Source organism: Sphingobium sp. DEHP117, assembly GCF_030867385.1.
GTDB lineage: Bacteria > Pseudomonadota > Alphaproteobacteria > Sphingomonadales > Sphingomonadaceae > Sphingobium.
Window position 1 is genome coordinate 225,001 of the sequence record NZ_JAPFBJ010000002.1, and the last position, 16,212, is coordinate 241,212.

Genomic DNA, 16,212 nt, shown 5'->3' on the forward strand with positions numbered 1-16,212 from the left:
CCGTTCATCTCGGTGCCGGAGGTGCTGATGGGCCGCAGCCTCGATTTCCGCCGCCCCGCCATCGTCAGCCTCGTCGCCTCGGCGGCGGCGGCGGCGGTCGCGCTCACCGGCGCGCTCTCCGGATGGGGTGTGTGGACCCTTGTCTGGGCGCCGATCACGCTCTTCTGGGTACGCGGCATCGGCTATGTGATCGCCACGCGCTTCCTGCCCATCCCCAGCTTCGACTTTCGGGGGACGGGCGGCCTTGTTGCATTCGGCGCGGCTATGCTGGGCAGCCAGCTGCTGTGGCTGGTCCAGACGCAGGCGGATATCGTGATCGGCGGGCGTGTGCTCCAGCCCCATGAGCTGGGCCTCTATGCCGAGGCGCTGTTTCTCACCCAGATCGTCGTCAGCAAGTTCATCCCACCGCTCAACGATGTCGCCTTCCCGGCCTATGCGCGGATGCAGGCGGACACCGGCGCTATCCGCTGGTCGTTCCTGCGCGCGCTGCGGCTGATCATGCTCGTCGCCTGCCCGCTCTATTTCGGCATGGCGGCGACGGCCGAGCCGCTGGTCCTCACCCTGTTCGGCGAGAAGTGGCGCGCGATGACGCCTTTCGTCGAACTGCTCGCGCTCGCCATGCCGTTCATGACGGTGCAGGTGATGTTCCCGCCGGTGTGCAACGCGCTGGGGCGGCCGGGTTTGTCCACGGCTATTTCCATGGTGGGAGCGATAGTGATGCCGCTGTCCTTCCTTGTTGGAATCCAACAGGGCGCGATCGGCCTCGCCTGGGCGTGGTTGCTGGCCTATCCGCTGTTCACGCTAGCGACGGTGCGAATCGCGGGAGCGCCGATCGGCCTGCGAATCATCGACCTGCTGCCCGCGATCGCCCCGGGCATGCTGTGCTCCGCCGCGATGGCGCTGATCGTGCTGGGCTGCGGGAGTTTACTGCCCGCATCCCTTGCGGCCCCGGTCCGTCTGGCAGTGCTGGTCGCGGCGGGCGGCGCGAGCTTCGTCGCGCTGCTGCTGATCTTCGCGCGCGGAACCGTCAACGACCTCGTGCGGCTGCTCGTGCGGCGGCAAGCGCCGGGGAACCAGACCTGATCCGAAACAGGCAGCTTCGCTGCGTTTCGGATATGCCGCACCAGCCCGCTCCCCCTCCCAACCTCCCGACAGGGTAAACTATGGGAGGTTGGGAGGGGGAGCGGGCTGGTGCGGAAACATGAAACTCCGCCTGCGGAGTTTCCAATAAACCCTACGCGCCCTGGATATAATCCCGCATGGCGGCAGCCTCCGCCTCGATCTTGTCGATTCGATATTTCACCAGATCGCCGATGGAGACGAATCCAACCATCTTGTCTCCGTCAATCACGGGGAGGTGCCGGATGCGCCGCCGGGTCATCAGCGAGAGTGCCGTGATGACCGGAGTCTCGGGCGGAACCGTGACGATGGGGCTGGTCATCACCGAGGCAACGCTCGCGCCCAGCACTCCCTCACCCTGTTCGCCCAGCGACCGCACCACATCGCGCTCCGACAATATGCCAACCACCTCGCCGCCGTCCACCACCGGCACGCAGCCGATTCGCTTGCCCACCAGCAGGCTCACCGCCTCCTGCACGGTGGCACTGGAAGAAAGATAGACCACATCATGGCCTTTGCCGGACAAGATGCTCGCAATCGTCATGGATGCCCTCCTACCTGTAAACGGTCTTTGTTTGCTTGATGATCCCACTTTCCTGCGCCAAAGGGAAGACATGTCGCGCAAAAATGCCCTGGACGATCCCATTATAGCGCAGACCGCCTGGGGCCGTTTTCGCAGGCTGATGCGGTGGATGGCCCTGTGGGGTGCGCTGCTCGTGGCGGCGGTGCTCGGCTATCTTTATGCTATGGATACGCCCATGCCGATCCACATGATCATCGCCACCACGGCGGGCGTGTGGTGCACTTTCATGCTCGGCACGGCACTGATGAGCCTCGCCTTTCTTTCCAGCGGCACAGGGCATGACCATCAGATCGAAGATTTCCTCAAGAAAGAAGCCGGATATGACGACGAACAGAGCTGATCCTATTTTGCGGGTGGTCCCCATGCCCGGAGACATCAATTCCAACGGCCATATCTTCGGCGGGTGGGTGTTGAGCCAGATGGACATAGCCGGCGGTATCACCGCCGCGCGCGAAGCGCAGGGACCCGTCGCCACAGTGGCGATCGACACCATGAAGTTCATCGCCCCGATCCTGCTGCAAGACATCATCTCGCTTTACGCGACCGTCGAGCGGCGCGGCCGCACCTCCCTCGCCATCCGCATCGATGTCATGGCGAGCAGGGGCCGGGATCGACGGGAAGTGCCGGTGACGAGCGGCCTGTTCACCTTCGTGGCGCTGGACGAAAATCAGAGACCACGGCCGCTGCCGGAGGTATAGGCTCAGCGCGCGCTGAAGGTGAGATCTATCCGTTTGCTGCCATGGGCAGGCAGGTTCACGCTGATGAGGCTGTCCGTCCCATCAGGCACCGGCTTTGGGTTGGCGCTGAGACGGTAGTTGCTGAAGCGGGGAACGCGCAATTCTACGCTCGCCGATGCGGGTAGCGCGTTGGTGAGCGTAATACGGATACGGCGTACATCTTCGTCGACAGAAAGCGTCTTCTGCTCGAACCGGACCTGATCGCTCCCCCCTGCATCCAGCTCCACCCGCTCGCCCACCGCCTTGTCGTCGAGGCTACTCTCGCCGATGAGCATATCCGCATCATCCTGGCTCTGCATGATCACTATGCCGCCAGAGGGGAGCGGCAGGCCAAGCCCTTCCTTCGCCTTGTTTTGCATGCGCAGCGTGACCGCGAGCCCCCCCTCGTCCTGTGCATTCCACGGCTCAATGGTGCGTGTATATAACCGCTGAAACGGCACCTTTGCTTTGCTCAGCAGCGCGACCTGCTTCTGCCCATTGGGCACGACATCGACCGGCACGGGCACGCGATAGAGCTTGAGATCGCCCAAGTCTTCCTGCTGGGCGGTGACGGCGACCGGCGCGGCCTGCAGTGACTCGGAGCGCTTCATCGCGGTGACGATGAGATCCGCGCCATCCTCATACATTGCTGGCGCCATCGGCGGAGCGGGCGGAGGTGGAGGCTGCACGCCCCATGCCGGATAGGTGCTCGTGCCGTCCATCGGCCAGCACTTAAGCGCGAGCGAAGGTGCTTCCGGCTTGGCGCCGAGAGCGCGGAAGTCGCTGGTCTGGTTGGGCTTGCCCGCCACCGCGAGCAATTGCGTGCCCTGATAGTCCGCGCCGTTGCCGTTGGCGACGGTGAGCCAGGCGGATAGGTCGAGCGTCTTGCCGTTTTCCGCCACCTTCGCGACATAGCTCGCGTTCCAGTCGAACCCGGTGGCGAGGTAAGTGAGCGTTACATCCGCTGTGGTTACGCTTGGACTATTGGTATGCACCGAAAAAGTGGGCTTGGCCGACAGACCCTCGGGCACCGAATCATAGACCAGCGACTCGGGGATACCGGAGCAGCGCAACGCCTCCACCCCCTCCGCCGTTTGCAGCACCACCGCACCTCCGGATCCGGAGCGGATGATGGCGTCAGATTCGCTTACCTTGCCTGTGGCGGGATTGGTGCGGCGGATATGGACGCGGTTGCCGAGGGTCCCGTCGAGCAGCGAGGCGGGCGAGAGCAGGCGCGCGTCGCGGTTTTTCTCTTCCACCCCGCCCGGCAGACCGGATACAACCGCGCTCACCGCGATCATGCCGTCCGCCACGCCTTCGAAGCGCACCACCGATTCGCCGGCGGGCAGGCTGACGCGCCGCTTTTCCGAGATCAGCGCATAGCCGTTTAGCCAGCCGAGGTTCATTGCCCCGTCCCCGCGCCCCATATCGCGATAGACGGTGACGGAGCTGGACACCGGCGCGCTGCTCACCACCACGCTCTGCGCAAGGGCGGGCGCACTCGTCAGCGCAAGCAATGAGGCGAGGGCCGCCCGCATCACGCGCGCCTCAATACCGCGTTTCGAAAGTCGCCGTCACCGTGGCGCTGCCATTGGCAGCGACGGGCACATGCCAGACCGTAGCGTTGGCATCCTTGCGCTCGCTCTTCATCGATTCGGCGGTGATGCGCGTATCCGCCCACCACCAGTCGAGGCCCGATTGCACCAGATCGACCGTGACGGCTTCGGGCTTGGCGTTGGTCAGCTCATAGCGCATCGTTGTGCGCCATTTGCTGTCGCCTAGCCGCTGGCGTTGCTCGACCACCGCTTTCACCTTCACGTCGAACGCCTCGCCAGTCCTCAAGGCAAGGCTGCTTCCCATCGGCGTGTGGCCGATGCCATTCTCGCCGATGAACTGCGGCGCTCCGGCAGCGTCCTTCATATAAAAGCGCACGGTCCCGGCGGGGAGCGCATCACCCAGCCCGCCCTGGCGGGAGGTGGAGAACTTGACCACGCTCGCCGCGCTGTGCGGCTCGTCATTGCCGGAAAGCCAGCCGTTCACGAACTCATAGGTCGCCTGTGCGGCCACGCCCTGCACATCGAGGAAGCTCACCTGCTTGGTCTGGTTGGTGGCGATCGTCGTGCGGCCGGAAATGGGATAGAGATAGAAGTCACCCAGGCGCTCGCGATTTGCGGATTCGGTTCCGGCGCGGACCATCGACGGGCGCGCGGGCGCATATTGGGGCCGCGCATAGGGCGGGTAGCCACCGCCATTCTGGTTGACCGCCCCCGCGACCAGCAGCATGTTGGCGTTGGTATAGGTGGTGCCGCTGTTGTTGGTGAGCGTGACCCAGCCCTGCACGTCAATCCTGCCCGCCTTGCTGTCAAACAGTGCGACATAATCGGCATTCCACCCGAGGCCGGGGGTGAGATAGCGGATCGAGGCGGGGCGCGTGCCTGCGCGGTCGCTATCGACCTTCACCGAAAGCGTCGGCTTGGCGCGCAAGTTTGGCGGCACCTTGTCGAAGATCACGCGCACGGGCAGGCCGTCGTCACGCAGCACCTCGATGCGGTTGCCGATCTGGAGCACCACGCCGCCATTGACCGCAAGCACCCGCGCCTGCTCGCGCGTTTCAGCGCCGGATGCGGGGTTGGTGCGCACGATCGTCACCACCTGCCCCACCGCCTTTTCCATCAGCTTGTCAGGGCTGAGCAGATCATAATCGAAGTTCTGCTCGATAATTGCGGCGCCCGGCGCGGCGAAGGAGAGGGTTTCCGCCCGGATCTGCGCCGAGACATCGGGAAACTCGATGCGGCTGACCCCTTGAGCGATGGCGAGCTGGCGCACATCCTGCACGAGGGCGAGATTGTTGTTGTAGATGGTGACGGAGACATCGCCCTGCGCGCTCGGCGCAACCGGGTTGGCGCTGTCCTGCGCGGCGGAGGGGACGGCGGCCAGCGCCAGAGACACGCCCGCGCCTGCCAACAGAAACTGCCTCATGCTCGCTCTCCCTCTTCTCGCGCTCACCCCCAAAACAAAAGGGCGGAGCTTTCTCGCACCGCCCTTTCATCATTGAAACGAGATTATCGCAAGATGAACGGAGTTATTCCGCTGCCTCCACCGTCACCTTGCGCGGGCGACCGCGGCGCTTGGGCGCGGGTGCTTCCTCCGCCGCAGGGGCGGGTGTCGGCTCGCTGTCATTATCTGCGCGCGAGATGGATGGCGGCAGAACTGCAAGGTCAAGCGTTGGCGCATCGCCGGTATCGGGTGCGGCGGCGGCGCGGGGCTTGCGGCCACGCGGGCTGCGGCGCGGTGCGGCCTGTTCCTCGACTGCTTCGGCCTGTTGCACCGGCGGCGCAACGCTCGGCTCGGCATCCTGCTGCGCGAGGGCTGGGCTTTCCTGCCGCTCGTCACGCTCGTTGCGGGCGGACCGATCCACACGCACGCGATTGTCGTAACCGCGTTCGCGCGGCGCGCGGGCCTCGCGCTGTTCGCCATAGTCCCGGTTGCCGCGATTATCGCGGTTATCACGAGCTTCGCGATTGTCGCGGTTGTCGCGCGGTTCCCGCTGTTCGCGGTAGCCGCGATTGTCCTGAGCCTCCGCACCGTTTCTGTCGTCGCGGTTGTCGCGTACTTCGCGCGCGTCGCGCATGTCCGCCACGGTGGGCTGCATCATGCCGAACTCGTCCTGGCCGTCCATGCCGTCGTCATCGAACGGCTCGTCGTTGCGGCGATAGCGGGCCTGCTGCTCTTCCTGGCGCGAGCGGTTGTCCGCGATCACACGGAAATAATGGTCCGCGAACTGGAGATAATATTCGGTGTTGACCCGATCACCCGCCAGCTGCGCATCGCGCGCGAGGTTGCGATATTTCTCAAGCAGCTGCGGCGCGTTGCCCCGTGCGCGACTGTCTATCCGGTTGCCGTTTTCGCCGTTGCGATTACCGCCGTTCGGGCGACCATTATTCCGGCCACGATTGCGGCGGCCGGCCTGACGGTTATTCATCAATGGTGGATCCTTGCTTTCAATGCCATCCTTAAACGCACTGCCCGGCGCATGACACAAACGCTGCGCGGGTTCGGGCCGTCCACGACCCGGACCTCCATCTCAGCACCAGATGTCCTCAAGAGAGCATCCGACTATTATGGGAGCCAGCCTTGCCCGGATCAAACGATCATCGGGCCTTGCCGCCTCGTCCTAGACGGTTCAGGTAAAGAAACCAAGAAAAAATGGCTTTGCGGCCGACAAATTCATATTCGCACCAGTTTGAGACAGCGTGGCCGTGTATCATTTTGATCCGAAACGCGTCGCTTCGCTGACGTTTCGGATGATCGGCTCCGGCCCTGTCGGCGCGCCCAAAATCAATAGACAGCGGGTATGCCCGGCGAGGTCGTTGTGGAGCGACACCTCAAGCCCCTGCGCCGTGAACAGCGCGGCGGCGCTAACCCCCTGATCATGGCCGATCTCCACCGCCGCCATGCCGCCGGGCGTGAGGTGAGCGCCCATCTGCGGCGCGAGGATGCGATAGGCATCAAGCCCATCCGGCCCGGCAAAGAGCGCGCCGGGCGGCTCGTAGTCCGCCACATCGGGGGGCAGGACGGCGCTGGTGGCGATATAGGGTGGGTTGGCAAGGATGAGGTCGAACCGTTCTTCTACCCCCGCAAACCAGTCGCCCAGCGCGAACTCCGCCCGCCCCTCCAGCCCACAGCGCAGCGCATTGCCGCGCGCCACCGCCAGCGCCGCCGGGCTGATGTCGACGCCAAGGCCGGTGGCGGACGGCCATTCGGATAAAGCCGCCAGCAACAGCGCACCGGAACCGGTGCCGAGGTCGAGGATGCGCTTTGGCCCCTCCCTCCCGGCGAAATGCGCCACCGCCACCTCGATCAAAGTCTCGCTATCCGGCCGCGGGGTGAGCACGTCGCGCGTGACGTTCAAGGTCATCGTCCAGAATTCGCGCGTGCCGACGATTTGCGAGACGGGCTCGTGCGTGAGGCGGCGGTTTATCAGCGCGGCGAAGCCCTCCGGCTCGTTCATGTCGCGCAGCCGCAGCAGCAGGGCTCCCCGCTCCAGCCCCGCAGCATGGGCCATCAACAGTTCAGCATCGAGCCGTGGCGTATCGGACACGGACGCAAGCCGGGAGGTGGCCTCGCGCAGCGCGTCGGCCGCGCTCACCCCACCCCATCCAGCTGCGCCAGCCGCGCGGCTTCGTCTTCGGCCATCAGCGCGGAGATAACCTCCTGCAATCCCGGCCCCTCCAATATCTCCGGCAGGCGGTGGAGCGTCAGGTTGATGCGGTGGTCAGTGACTCGGCCCTGCGGGAAATTATAGGTGCGGATGCGCTCCGAGCGGTCGCCGGAGCCGACCATCGCCTTGCGCGCGCCCGCCTGCTCGCTGTGTGCCCTTTCTCGTTCCAGTTCATAGAGTCGGGTGCGCAGCACCCGGAGGGCCTTTTCCTTGTTCTTGTGCTGGCTGCGCTGATCCTGCTGGATGACAACGAGGCCGGTCGGCAAGTGCGTGATCCGCACGGCGGAATCGGTGGTGTTCACATGCTGGCCGCCCGCGCCGGATGCGCGGAAGATGTCGATCTTGAGGTCCGTCGCCTCGTTAATCTGCACGTCCACGTCCTCGGCCTCGGGCAGCACGGCGACGGTGGCCGCGGAGGTGTGGATGCGCCCGCCGCTCTCCGTAACCGGCACGCGCTGGACGCGATGCACGCCGCTCTCGAACTTCAGCTTCGCGAACACGCCGACGCCGTTGACCGACGCCACCACTTCCTTGAATCCGCCCTGCTCGGACGGGCTGGCGGAGATGATCTCCATCTTCCAGCCCTGCTCGTCGGCATAGCGCTGATACATGCGCAGCAGATCGCCCGCGAAGAGCGCCGCCTCGTCGCCACCGGTACCGGCACGGATTTCGAGCATGGCGGGGCGGGCATCCGCCGCATCCTTGGGCAGGAGTTGCAGCGCGAGCGCACGCTCGGCCTGCGGAAGCTGGGCGCGCAGCTCCTGCATTTCATCGTTGGCGAGCGCGCGCATCTCGGCATCGGCCTCGCCGGAGGAAAGGAGGGATTCGAGGTCGGCGATCTCTTTCTGGCAGCCAGACAGCGCGCGGGCGGCCTTCACCACCGGCTCGAGCTCGGCATATTCCTTGGAGAGCTTGACGAACTCCGCCGCGTCAAGATCCGGCCGCGCCATCGCAGCCTCCGCCTCCTCATAGCGCCGCTCGATCTGGGAAATGGTGGCGGGGGAGATTTTCATGCTGCTCCTCTCCCCTCCCCTTCAGGGGAGGGAGCGGGGGTGGGGTATAGCCCCAGGCGCCGCCCTCCAAACAAGCGCCCCACCCCAACCCCTCCCCTGAAGGGGAGGGGCTTTTTGGAGGCTGACCCGCGAGGGCGGCGAAGCCAACCAAGTTCAGCATGACGGTGGGGAGACGTGGCGGTGACAGTCATTTAAGGATGCTCACTAGTCATTCCACCGACACCGGGACCAATAGCCAAAAGCACCTTTGTTAGGAATTCACGATCAGGGTCAGTCTTTAACTGGGTAAGTTTATATCTTGGCCCGCCGGTGGGATCGATGTTCTTCACATAAAGCGCAGCATCGGCGTTGTGCTTCCGAGCAACCTCCGCATGACGCTTAGCATTGCCACGATAAGCAATTATCGTAGCAAAGCCTTCACGACGAAGGTTGTAAGCGATATTCTGTGCATCGCCTTCCAATTCCGGCTTGTCCGGGATGACAGCAATCAGCGGCTCTGCTTTCAGATCGCCCACCAACATCGCCAGCCGCTCAATCCCCGCAGCCCAACCGACCGCAGGCGTCGCTGGCCCACCCATATTCTCGATCAGGCCGTCATAGCGCCCGCCGCCGAGCACGGTGCCCTGCGCGCCGAGGCGATCGGTGACGAACTCGAATGCGGTGTGGCGGTAATAGTCCAGGCCGCGCACCAGCCTTGCGTTGCGCTGCCAGGCCACGCCTGCGGCATCCAGCCCCGCCGTCACCTTGTCGAAGAACGCGCGTGCGTCATCGGTGAGGAACGCATCGATATCCGGCGCGGCGTCGGCGATGGGGCGGTCGCGCGGGTCTTTGCTGTCCAGGATGCGCAGCGGATTGCGGGCGAGGCGATCGACGCTGTCCTCGCTCAACTCCCCCCGGTGCGCCTCGAAATGCGCGACAAGTGCATCGCGCCATGCATCGCGGCTCTGCGCATCGCCCAGCGTGTTGAGCGTCAGCGTGACGCCCTCGTTGATGCCGAGTTCCTTCAGCAGCTGATCCGCGAAGCACAATAGCTCCACGTCCGCCAGCGGCTCGGCCGCGCCGATGATCTCGGCATCGACCTGATGAAACTGGCGATAGCGGCCCTTTTGCGGGCGCTCATAGCGGAACAAAGGCCCGTGCGTCGCCACCTTCAGCGGCGCATATTGCTGCCAGCCTTCGGTGATGTAGGCGCGCGCGATTCCGGCGGTGAACTCGGGCCGCAGCGTCACCGAATCGCCGCCGCGATCCTCGAAGGTGTACATCTCCTTCGCCACCACATCCGTGCTCTCGCCCAGTGAGCGCGCGAAAACCGCCGTCTGCTCGAACACCGGCACCTCGATGCGGCGGAAGCCATAGAGCTTGCGCACGCGCTCGAACGTCTCGACGACATGGGCAAAGCGATCCGCCAGGCTGTCCGGCGTGCCGCCGAGCATATCCTGCGTGCCGCGAATGGGGCGGGGCGTTTCGATGCGTGCTTTGTCTTTGTCTGCCATTGGCGCCCTCTAGCGGGAAATTGCGCCGATGGAAACAGGGGTGCGAGGGGCTTGCCGCGCCACAATGTTCTTGATATGTTCGCATCAAATATGGAGGTTGCGATGCAGTTGTCGGGTGGATGCCATTGCGGCGCGGTGCGCTATGAGATCAGCGGGACGCCGCAGCATGTGGCGCTGTGTCATTGCGCGGATTGTCGCAAAAGCGCGGGTGCGCCGATGGTGGGCTGGGCCGCGTTTGCCGAGGGCGAGCTTGCGGTGACGAAGGGCACGCCGAAGACCTTCAACTCCTCAGGCGCAACCTATCGCAGCTTTTGCAGCGAATGCGGCACGGGGCTGTTCTATCGCAATGGCGAGTTCCTGCCCGGCATCGTGGATGTCCAGTCCGCCACGCTGGACGATCCGGCCGCGCTGCCGCCCACGGCGCATATTCAGGTGGCCGAGCGCATCAGCTGGATGGCAACGGCGCATGGTCTGCCCACCTTTTCCCGTTTTCCCGGCATGGAGTGAGGCGACCAGTCGCGGCAGGGGTGGACGAGAGGGAAATCCCGCGTCATTCTGGGCTCCTGCACTCGAACAAGGCCTCCCCCATGCGTTCTTTGATCCCCCTGTCCCTGCTTCTATGTTCCGCTCCGATTGCCCTGGCGCAAACACCCGCCCCTTCACCCTCCGCCGCGCCGGCAACCCGCTCCGCCCCCGCTGCGCAGCCTATCATCGATACGATCCCGCCCGCGCGGGACATTGCCTACCCCGGCACGATGCGGCTGGAGGTTGATGCGAGCGACACCACCCAGCGCATCTGGCGCGTCAAGCAGACGATCCCCGTCTCCTCCTCCGGCCCGCTCACGCTGCTGTACCCTGAATGGCTGCCCGGCAAGCATGGCCCGCGTGGCGCGATCGACAAGCTTGCGGGGTTGAAGATCAGCGCGAACGGCAAGGAAATCGGCTGGCGGCGCAACCCGCTCGATGTCTATGCCTTTCACGTCAATGTGCCCGAGGGTGCGCGCGAGATCGTGGCGGAGTTCCAGTTCCTCAACCCCACCACGGATGCCGCAGGGCGCATCAGCGCCACCGACAAGATGCTGAACCTCAGCTTCGAGATGGTCTCGCTCTATCCGGCGGGCTATTATGTGCGGCAGATCCCCGTGGTGGCGAGCGTCACTTATCCGGCGGGCTGGTCTGCATACGGCGCGCTGAAGGGCAATGCGGCAGGCGCGGTGACGACCTACGAACCAACGGACTATGAGACACTGGTCGATTCGCCGATCTTCGCGGGCAAATATGCCAACTCGGTCGATCTGGGCAGCAACGTGACCCTCAACATGGTGGCCGACAGCAAGGAAGAGCTGGCCGCGACGCCGGATCAGCTCAATGCTCACAAGAAGCTGGTGGCAGAATCGCTCGCGCTGTTCGGGGCGCGTCATTTCGACCGCTACGGGTTCCTGCTCGCCATCACGGACGAGATGGGCGGCATTGGCCTCGAACATCACCGCTCGTCCGAAAACGGCGTCGACACCGGCTATTTCACCAAGTGGAACGACGGGCCGGGCGACCGCAACCTGCTGCCCCATGAGTTCACCCATAGCTGGAACGGCAAGTTCCGCCGCCCCGAACTGCTGTGGACGCCCGATTACCGCACGCCGATGCAGGACAATCTGCTGTGGGTCTATGAGGGGCAGACGCAGTTCTGGGGCTATGTGCTGGGTGCGCGCTCCGGCCTTTATACCAAGGAGCAGACGCTGGACGCGCTCGCCTCCATCGCCGCGCGGCTGGACCTTGCCAAGGGCCGCAGCTGGCGCGCGCTGGAGGATACCACGCACGACCCCATCATCTCCGCCCGGCGGCCGAAGAACTGGCTGAGCTGGCAGCGTAATGAGGACTATTACAACGAAGGCCTGCTGATGTGGCTGGAGGCGGACGGGATCATCCGGCGCGAGAGCAAGGGCGCGCGCGGGCTGGATGATTTCGCCAAGGCGTTCTTCGGCATGAACAATGGCGACTGGGGCGTTCTCACCTACACAAGGCAGGATGTGATCGACACGCTGAACAAGGTGCAGCCTTATGACTGGGCAGGATTTTTGAGCCAGCGCGTGGATCGCACGACGAGCGAAGCGCCCAAGAACGGCTTCACCCTGGGTGGCTATGCCTTGAGCTATGCCGACACGCCCAACAGCACCACCAAGGAGATCGAAAAGGCGATCAAGGGGCTGGACCAGACCTATGGCATAGGGCTGGCGATCAAGAGCGACGGCGAGGTCATCACCGCCATCTGGGACAGCCCGGCGTTCAAGGCAGGCCTCGCGCCGGGGATGAAGATCGTGGCGGTGAACGGCACGGAATATTCGGGCGACGCCTTCAGGGCCGCTCTGACCCAGGCCAAGGCCGACAAGAAGCCGATCGCCCTCATCGTCAAGCAGAACAAAAATTTCAGGGTTATCGGACTCGATTATTCGCTCGGCGTGCGCTATCCGCGCCTCACCAAAACAGGAGAGGGTGCGGGCAGCCTTGATAGGCTGCTGGAAAGTAAAACAACATCACCCTGAGTAGCAACCGAACGAAGTCAGGCCATTCATGCGTATCGACCTTATCCCGGTGGGCAGCAACCCGCCGCACAGCCTTAACGTCATCATCGAAGTACCCACGGGCGGCGAGCCGGTAAAGTACGAGTTCGACAAGGATAGCGGCGCGCTGTTCGTCGACCGCATCCTGCACACCCCGATGCGCTATCCGGCGAACTATGGCTTCGTGCCACACACTTTGTCTCCCGATGGCGACCCCTTGGACGCGCTGGTGGTGGCGCGCTCGCCGTTCGTGCCGGGCTGCGTCGTGCGGGCGCGGCCGATCGCTGTGCTGAACCTGGAAGACGAGCATGGCGGCGACGAAAAGCTCATCTGCGTGCCGGATGATGCGACCTTCCCTTATTACAAGGACGTGCAGCAGAAAGAGGACCTGCCCGACATCGTGTTCGCGCAGATCGAGCATTTCTTCACCCACTATAAGGATCTGGAAGCCGAGAAATGGGTGCGTGTCGGCCATTGGGGCGACGCCGCCGAAGCTCAGCGGATCACGCTGGAGGCGATCGAGCGCTATCAGGCGGGGAAGTAAGGGCTAACAGTCCAGCTCGTCATTCCCGCGAACGCGGGAAACGTCAGTTCGCCGAAGGCAATTCAGACGTGCTCACCTGCGACAAACTGGATCCCCGCGTTCGCGGGGATGACGTCAGATATCGAAAGCGCGTCGGAGAAATCCGGCGCGTTTCGATTCACCCCCGCCCTCGATATCCCGCCACGCCCTGATCCGGCACCCACACGTCCGCCGGGGCAGCGCCGCTTTGCCAGAACACGTCGATGGGGATGCCGCCGCGCGGGTACCAATAGCCGCCGATGCGGAGCCATAGCGGCTTCATCTCGTCGAACAGGCGCTGGCCGATACCCACCGTGCAATCCTCATGAAAGGCGGCGTGGTTGCGGAAGCTGCCCAGAAACAGCTTCAGTGACTTCGATTCGACGATCGTCTCGCCCGGCACATAATCGATCACCAGATGCGCAAAATCGGGCTGGCCGGTGACGGGGCAGAGCGAGGTAAACTCCGGCGCAACGAAGCGCACGAGGTAGCGCGTGCCGGAGCGCGGGTTGGGGACGTAATCGAGCACGGCCTCTTGCGGAGAAGCGGGCAGCGCGCTGGTCTGGCCAAGATGGATAGGGTTCATGGCCCCGGCCTATAGAACAACGCCGCGCGCGCGCAAAGGGGCTGGAAACGTGCCAGCCACTCCCCTATCGCTGTAAACGGACTGATGCGGATCTCAGGGGCGATACATGGACATTTTGGTAAGCACGGACTGGCTGGCGGAGAACATGGGGGCCAGCGACCTGCGCGTCGTTGACGCGAGCTATTTCCTGCCGGAGATGGGGCGCGACGCCGCAGCCGAGTATGAGGCGCAGCACATCCCCGGCGCGGTGTTCCTGAATCTCGCCGAACTCGTCGACACCACCAGCCCGCTGGCCAACACCGTGCCCCAGCCCGAAAAGTTCGCCAGCCGGATGCAGGCGCTGGGGCTGGGCGACGGCGGCCGCATCGTGCTGTATGACAACAGCCCGCTGCGCACCGCGGCGCGCGCCTGGTGGCTGTTCGAGATCATGGGCGCGCCCAACATCGCGATCCTCGACGGCGGGCTGGGCAAATGGCTCAGCGAAAAGCGCGAGACCGAGAGCGGCAAGCAGCAACTGCGCCACCGCCACTTCACCGTCTGGCGCGATGACAAGGCGATAGCGACCAAGACCCAGGTATTGGAGAACATCAGCACCAAGGCCGCGCAGACGGTCGACGCCCGCACCATGAGCCGCTTCACCGCCGAGGAGCCCGAGGTGCGCCCCGGCATGGCATCCGGCCATATCCCCGGCTCGGTCTGCCTGCCCTATTCGCGGCTGTTCAATGCCGACGGCACATGGAAGCGCGGGCATGAGCTGAAAGGCCTGTTCATCGAGGCGGGAGTCAATCTCGACAAGCCGCTCATCACGACCTGCGGCAGCGGGGTGACGGCGGCCTGCGTGTTGTTCGGCGCGCGCCTGCTCGGCAAGAAGGACGTGACGCTTTATGACGGGAGCTGGAGCGACTGGGGCTCCGACCCCGCCACGCCCAAGGCCACAGGCCCGGCATGAGCAAGGCGGACGACGACGGGGACGCAGTCGCCCCCGCCACGCAAGTGACGCAGGCCGGGCGCAGGGCGGAGTGGACCGGCATTCCCGGCCAGCCCGGCGGCGTCGTCAACCCGCCGGTCTGGCGTGCGTCCACCATCCTCTATGACAATGTCGCCCATCTGCGCGCGGCACGCAGCAACAGTCATGAGCGCTGGTATTATGGCCGGCGCGGCACACCAACGCACTGGGCGCTCGCCGATGCACTGACCGAGATGGAACCGGGCGCGGTGGGCACGATGCTGTTTCCCTCCGGCGTCGCGGCGATCAGCTGCGCACTGATGGCTGTGCTGAAACCCGGCGACCAGCTGTTGATGGTCGACAGCGTTTATGACCCCACTCGCGCCTTCTGCGACAAGGTGCTCAAACCCATGGGTATCGAGACGGTGTATTACGACCCGCTGATCGGCGCGGGGATCGCCACGCTGATGACCGAGCGCACCCGCGCCGTTTTCATGGAGAGCCCCGGCAGCCTTACGTTCGAGGTGCAGGATGTGCCTGCCATCGTCGCGGCCGCCAAGGCGCGCGATGTCGTGACCCTGATCGACAACACATGGGCAACGCCGCTGTTCTTCTCCGCTCACGGCCATGGAGTCGATATCTCCATCCTCGCCTGCACCAAGTATGTCACCGGGCACAGCGATGTGATGTTGGGTTCCGTCAGCGCCAATGGCGCGCTGTGGCCGCGCATCGAGCAGATGGGGCGACTGTTCGGCCAGATTTGCGGAGCGGACGATGCCTGGCTGGCGCTGAGGGGGCTACGCACATTGGGTGTCCGGTTGAAGCAGCATCAGGACAGCGCGCTCACCGTGGCCCGCTGGCTGGCAGAGCGTCCCGAGGTAGGCACCGTGCTGCACCCCGCCCTCCCCTCCTGCCCCGGCCACGCGCAATGGGTGCGGGACTTCAAGGGCAGCTCCGGCCTGTTCAGCTTTACCTTGGCGGGAGCGGAGGATGCGGCGCGCGTCCGCTTCATAGACGCGCTCCGGCATTTCGGCATTGGCTATAGCTGGGGCGGCTTCGAAAGCCTCGCGCTTCCGGTCGATCCGCAATATTGCCGCAGTGCGACAATCTGGAACACTCCCGATCCGCTGATCAGGCTTCATATCGGCCTGGAAGATCCGAACGATCTCATCGCAGATTTGGAACTGGCACTTCACCAAATCTGACGCCTATCCTTACTAGATTGTAATATAACGATAATTTTTGCATTTACTTTTCGTTAACCCTGTTTGCTCCATTCAACCCGCACCGGATCAAGCGTTGCAGAAAGGCAACATCTGTGTGTCTAATTGGATGGATGCGCACGATTTTATCTTGTGCGGCGCGAAGCTTCCGGCCATCAAAAGCGCGTTCGCGGTGACTGGCCCGCCCCTGAT

General features: G+C 64.3%; 16 protein-coding genes (1 of these 16 only partly in view). 8 read left to right on the forward strand and 8 right to left on the reverse strand.

Annotated features, from left to right (window positions below):
• On the forward strand, positions 1-1,083 hold the 3' portion of the coding sequence (locus OOT33_RS08130; protein ID WP_307749512.1) for an oligosaccharide flippase family protein. It extends 405 nt beyond the left edge of the window; only the last 1,083 of its 1,488 coding nucleotides appear in the window; its start codon lies beyond the left edge, outside the window; the stop codon is at positions 1,081-1,083.
• A gap of 151 nt (positions 1,084-1,234) precedes the next feature.
• Here OOT33_RS08130 and OOT33_RS08135 read toward each other — a convergent pair whose 3' ends face one another.
• Positions 1,235-1,663 carry a CBS domain-containing protein gene (locus OOT33_RS08135; protein ID WP_307749513.1) on the reverse strand — a complete coding sequence of 143 codons (429 nt, stop codon included), beginning with the start codon at positions 1,661-1,663 and terminating at the stop codon, positions 1,235-1,237.
• 70 nt (positions 1,664-1,733) lie between these two features.
• Here OOT33_RS08135 and OOT33_RS08140 point away from each other — a divergent pair, with 70 nt between their 5' ends.
• Both OOT33_RS08140 and OOT33_RS08145 read left to right on the forward strand, forming a co-directional pair.
• Entirely contained in the window at positions 1,734-2,042 is a 309-nt protein-coding gene (locus tag OOT33_RS08140) for a hypothetical protein (RefSeq protein ID WP_307749514.1), read from the forward strand.
• A complete protein-coding gene (locus OOT33_RS08145; protein ID WP_307749515.1) occupies positions 2,023-2,400 on the forward strand; it encodes a hotdog domain-containing protein in 378 nt (125 codons plus the stop codon). The genes OOT33_RS08140 and OOT33_RS08145 overlap by 20 nt, the downstream gene beginning before the upstream one ends.
• A gap of 2 nt (positions 2,401-2,402) precedes the next feature.
• Here the strand turns inward: OOT33_RS08145 and OOT33_RS08150 are convergent, their stop codons facing one another.
• The 6 genes from OOT33_RS08150 to hisS all read right to left on the reverse strand — a co-directional run bounded on the left by OOT33_RS08150 (position 2,403) and on the right by hisS (position 10,145).
• Positions 2,403-3,956 (reverse strand): hypothetical protein, encoded by a 1,554-nt coding sequence (locus tag OOT33_RS08150; RefSeq protein WP_307749516.1) that lies wholly within the window; start codon positions 3,954-3,956, stop codon positions 2,403-2,405.
• A gap of 10 nt (positions 3,957-3,966) precedes the next feature.
• On the reverse strand, positions 3,967-5,397 hold the full coding sequence (locus OOT33_RS08155; protein WP_307749517.1) for a DUF4139 domain-containing protein: 1,431 nt from the start codon (positions 5,395-5,397) through the stop codon (positions 3,967-3,969).
• Between the two features lie 103 nt (positions 5,398-5,500).
• Positions 5,501-6,403: a DUF4167 domain-containing protein gene (locus tag OOT33_RS08160; protein ID WP_307749518.1), complete on the reverse strand. Its 903-nt coding sequence runs from the start codon at positions 6,401-6,403 to the stop codon at positions 5,501-5,503.
• Between the two features lie 279 nt (positions 6,404-6,682).
• Complete coding sequence (gene prmC / locus OOT33_RS08165; RefSeq protein ID WP_307749519.1) at positions 6,683-7,567, reverse strand: peptide chain release factor N(5)-glutamine methyltransferase; 885 nt, start codon at positions 7,565-7,567, stop codon at positions 6,683-6,685.
• Positions 7,564-8,652 (reverse strand): peptide chain release factor 1, encoded by a 1,089-nt coding sequence (gene prfA, locus OOT33_RS08170; protein ID WP_307749520.1) that lies wholly within the window; start codon positions 8,650-8,652, stop codon positions 7,564-7,566. Before prfA ends, prmC begins: the two co-directional genes overlap by 4 nt.
• A 191-nt stretch (positions 8,653-8,843) precedes the next feature.
• Positions 8,844-10,145 carry a histidine--tRNA ligase gene (gene hisS, locus OOT33_RS08175; protein WP_307749521.1) on the reverse strand — a complete coding sequence of 434 codons (1,302 nt, stop codon included), beginning with the start codon at positions 10,143-10,145 and terminating at the stop codon, positions 8,844-8,846.
• Between the two features lie 102 nt (positions 10,146-10,247).
• Between hisS and OOT33_RS08180 the strand changes: the two genes are divergently transcribed.
• The 3 genes from OOT33_RS08180 to ppa all read left to right on the forward strand — a co-directional run bounded on the left by OOT33_RS08180 (position 10,248) and on the right by ppa (position 13,247).
• Positions 10,248-10,652 carry a GFA family protein gene (locus OOT33_RS08180; RefSeq protein ID WP_307749522.1) on the forward strand — a complete coding sequence of 135 codons (405 nt, stop codon included), beginning with the start codon at positions 10,248-10,250 and terminating at the stop codon, positions 10,650-10,652.
• Between the two features lie 80 nt (positions 10,653-10,732).
• Positions 10,733-12,685, forward strand: coding sequence for a peptidase M61 (locus OOT33_RS08185; protein WP_307749523.1), 1,953 nt, complete (start codon positions 10,733-10,735; stop codon positions 12,683-12,685).
• A gap of 28 nt (positions 12,686-12,713) precedes the next feature.
• Positions 12,714-13,247: an inorganic diphosphatase gene (ppa, locus tag OOT33_RS08190; RefSeq protein ID WP_307749525.1), complete on the forward strand. Its 534-nt coding sequence runs from the start codon at positions 12,714-12,716 to the stop codon at positions 13,245-13,247.
• A 157-nt stretch (positions 13,248-13,404) separates the two neighbouring features.
• Here ppa and queF read toward each other — a convergent pair whose 3' ends face one another.
• Positions 13,405-13,851, reverse strand: coding sequence for a preQ(1) synthase (gene queF / locus OOT33_RS08195; RefSeq protein WP_307749526.1), 447 nt, complete (start codon positions 13,849-13,851; stop codon positions 13,405-13,407).
• 106 nt (positions 13,852-13,957) lie between these two features.
• Between queF and sseA the strand changes: the two genes are divergently transcribed.
• Complete coding sequence (gene sseA / locus OOT33_RS08200; RefSeq protein WP_307749528.1) at positions 13,958-14,800, forward strand: 3-mercaptopyruvate sulfurtransferase; 843 nt, start codon at positions 13,958-13,960, stop codon at positions 14,798-14,800.
• On the forward strand, positions 14,797-16,002 hold the full coding sequence (gene metC / locus OOT33_RS08205) for a cystathionine beta-lyase (RefSeq protein ID WP_307749529.1): 1,206 nt from the start codon (positions 14,797-14,799) through the stop codon (positions 16,000-16,002). The genes sseA and metC overlap by 4 nt, the downstream gene beginning before the upstream one ends.
• The last annotated feature ends 210 nt before the right edge of the window (positions 16,003-16,212 follow it).

Bases quoted from the DNA above. Each gene is read 5' to 3' on its own strand.
- ppa (WP_307749525.1), top strand. From the start codon at position 12,714: ATGCGTATCGACCTTATCCCGGTGGGCAGCAACCCGCCGCACAGCCTT.
- OOT33_RS08185 (WP_307749523.1), top strand. From the start codon at position 10,733: ATGCGTTCTTTGATCCCCCTGTCCCTGCTTCTATGTTCCGCTCCGATT.
- sseA (WP_307749528.1), top strand. From the start codon at position 13,958: ATGGACATTTTGGTAAGCACGGACTGGCTGGCGGAGAACATGGGGGCC.
- OOT33_RS08145 (WP_307749515.1), top strand. From the start codon at position 2,023: ATGACGACGAACAGAGCTGATCCTATTTTGCGGGTGGTCCCCATGCCC.
- OOT33_RS08150 (WP_307749516.1), bottom strand. From the start codon at position 3,956: ATGCGGGCGGCCCTCGCCTCATTGCTTGCGCTGACGAGTGCGCCCGCC.
- OOT33_RS08155 (WP_307749517.1), bottom strand. From the start codon at position 5,397: ATGAGGCAGTTTCTGTTGGCAGGCGCGGGCGTGTCTCTGGCGCTGGCC.
- OOT33_RS08140 (WP_307749514.1), top strand. From the start codon at position 1,734: ATGTCGCGCAAAAATGCCCTGGACGATCCCATTATAGCGCAGACCGCC.
- queF (WP_307749526.1), bottom strand. From the start codon at position 13,851: ATGAACCCTATCCATCTTGGCCAGACCAGCGCGCTGCCCGCTTCTCCG.
- metC (WP_307749529.1), top strand. From the start codon at position 14,797: ATGAGCAAGGCGGACGACGACGGGGACGCAGTCGCCCCCGCCACGCAA.
- hisS (WP_307749521.1), bottom strand. From the start codon at position 10,145: ATGGCAGACAAAGACAAAGCACGCATCGAAACGCCCCGCCCCATTCGC.
- OOT33_RS08135 (WP_307749513.1), bottom strand. From the start codon at position 1,663: ATGACGATTGCGAGCATCTTGTCCGGCAAAGGCCATGATGTGGTCTAT.
- prfA (WP_307749520.1), bottom strand. From the start codon at position 8,652: ATGAAAATCTCCCCCGCCACCATTTCCCAGATCGAGCGGCGCTATGAG.
- OOT33_RS08180 (WP_307749522.1), top strand. From the start codon at position 10,248: ATGCAGTTGTCGGGTGGATGCCATTGCGGCGCGGTGCGCTATGAGATC.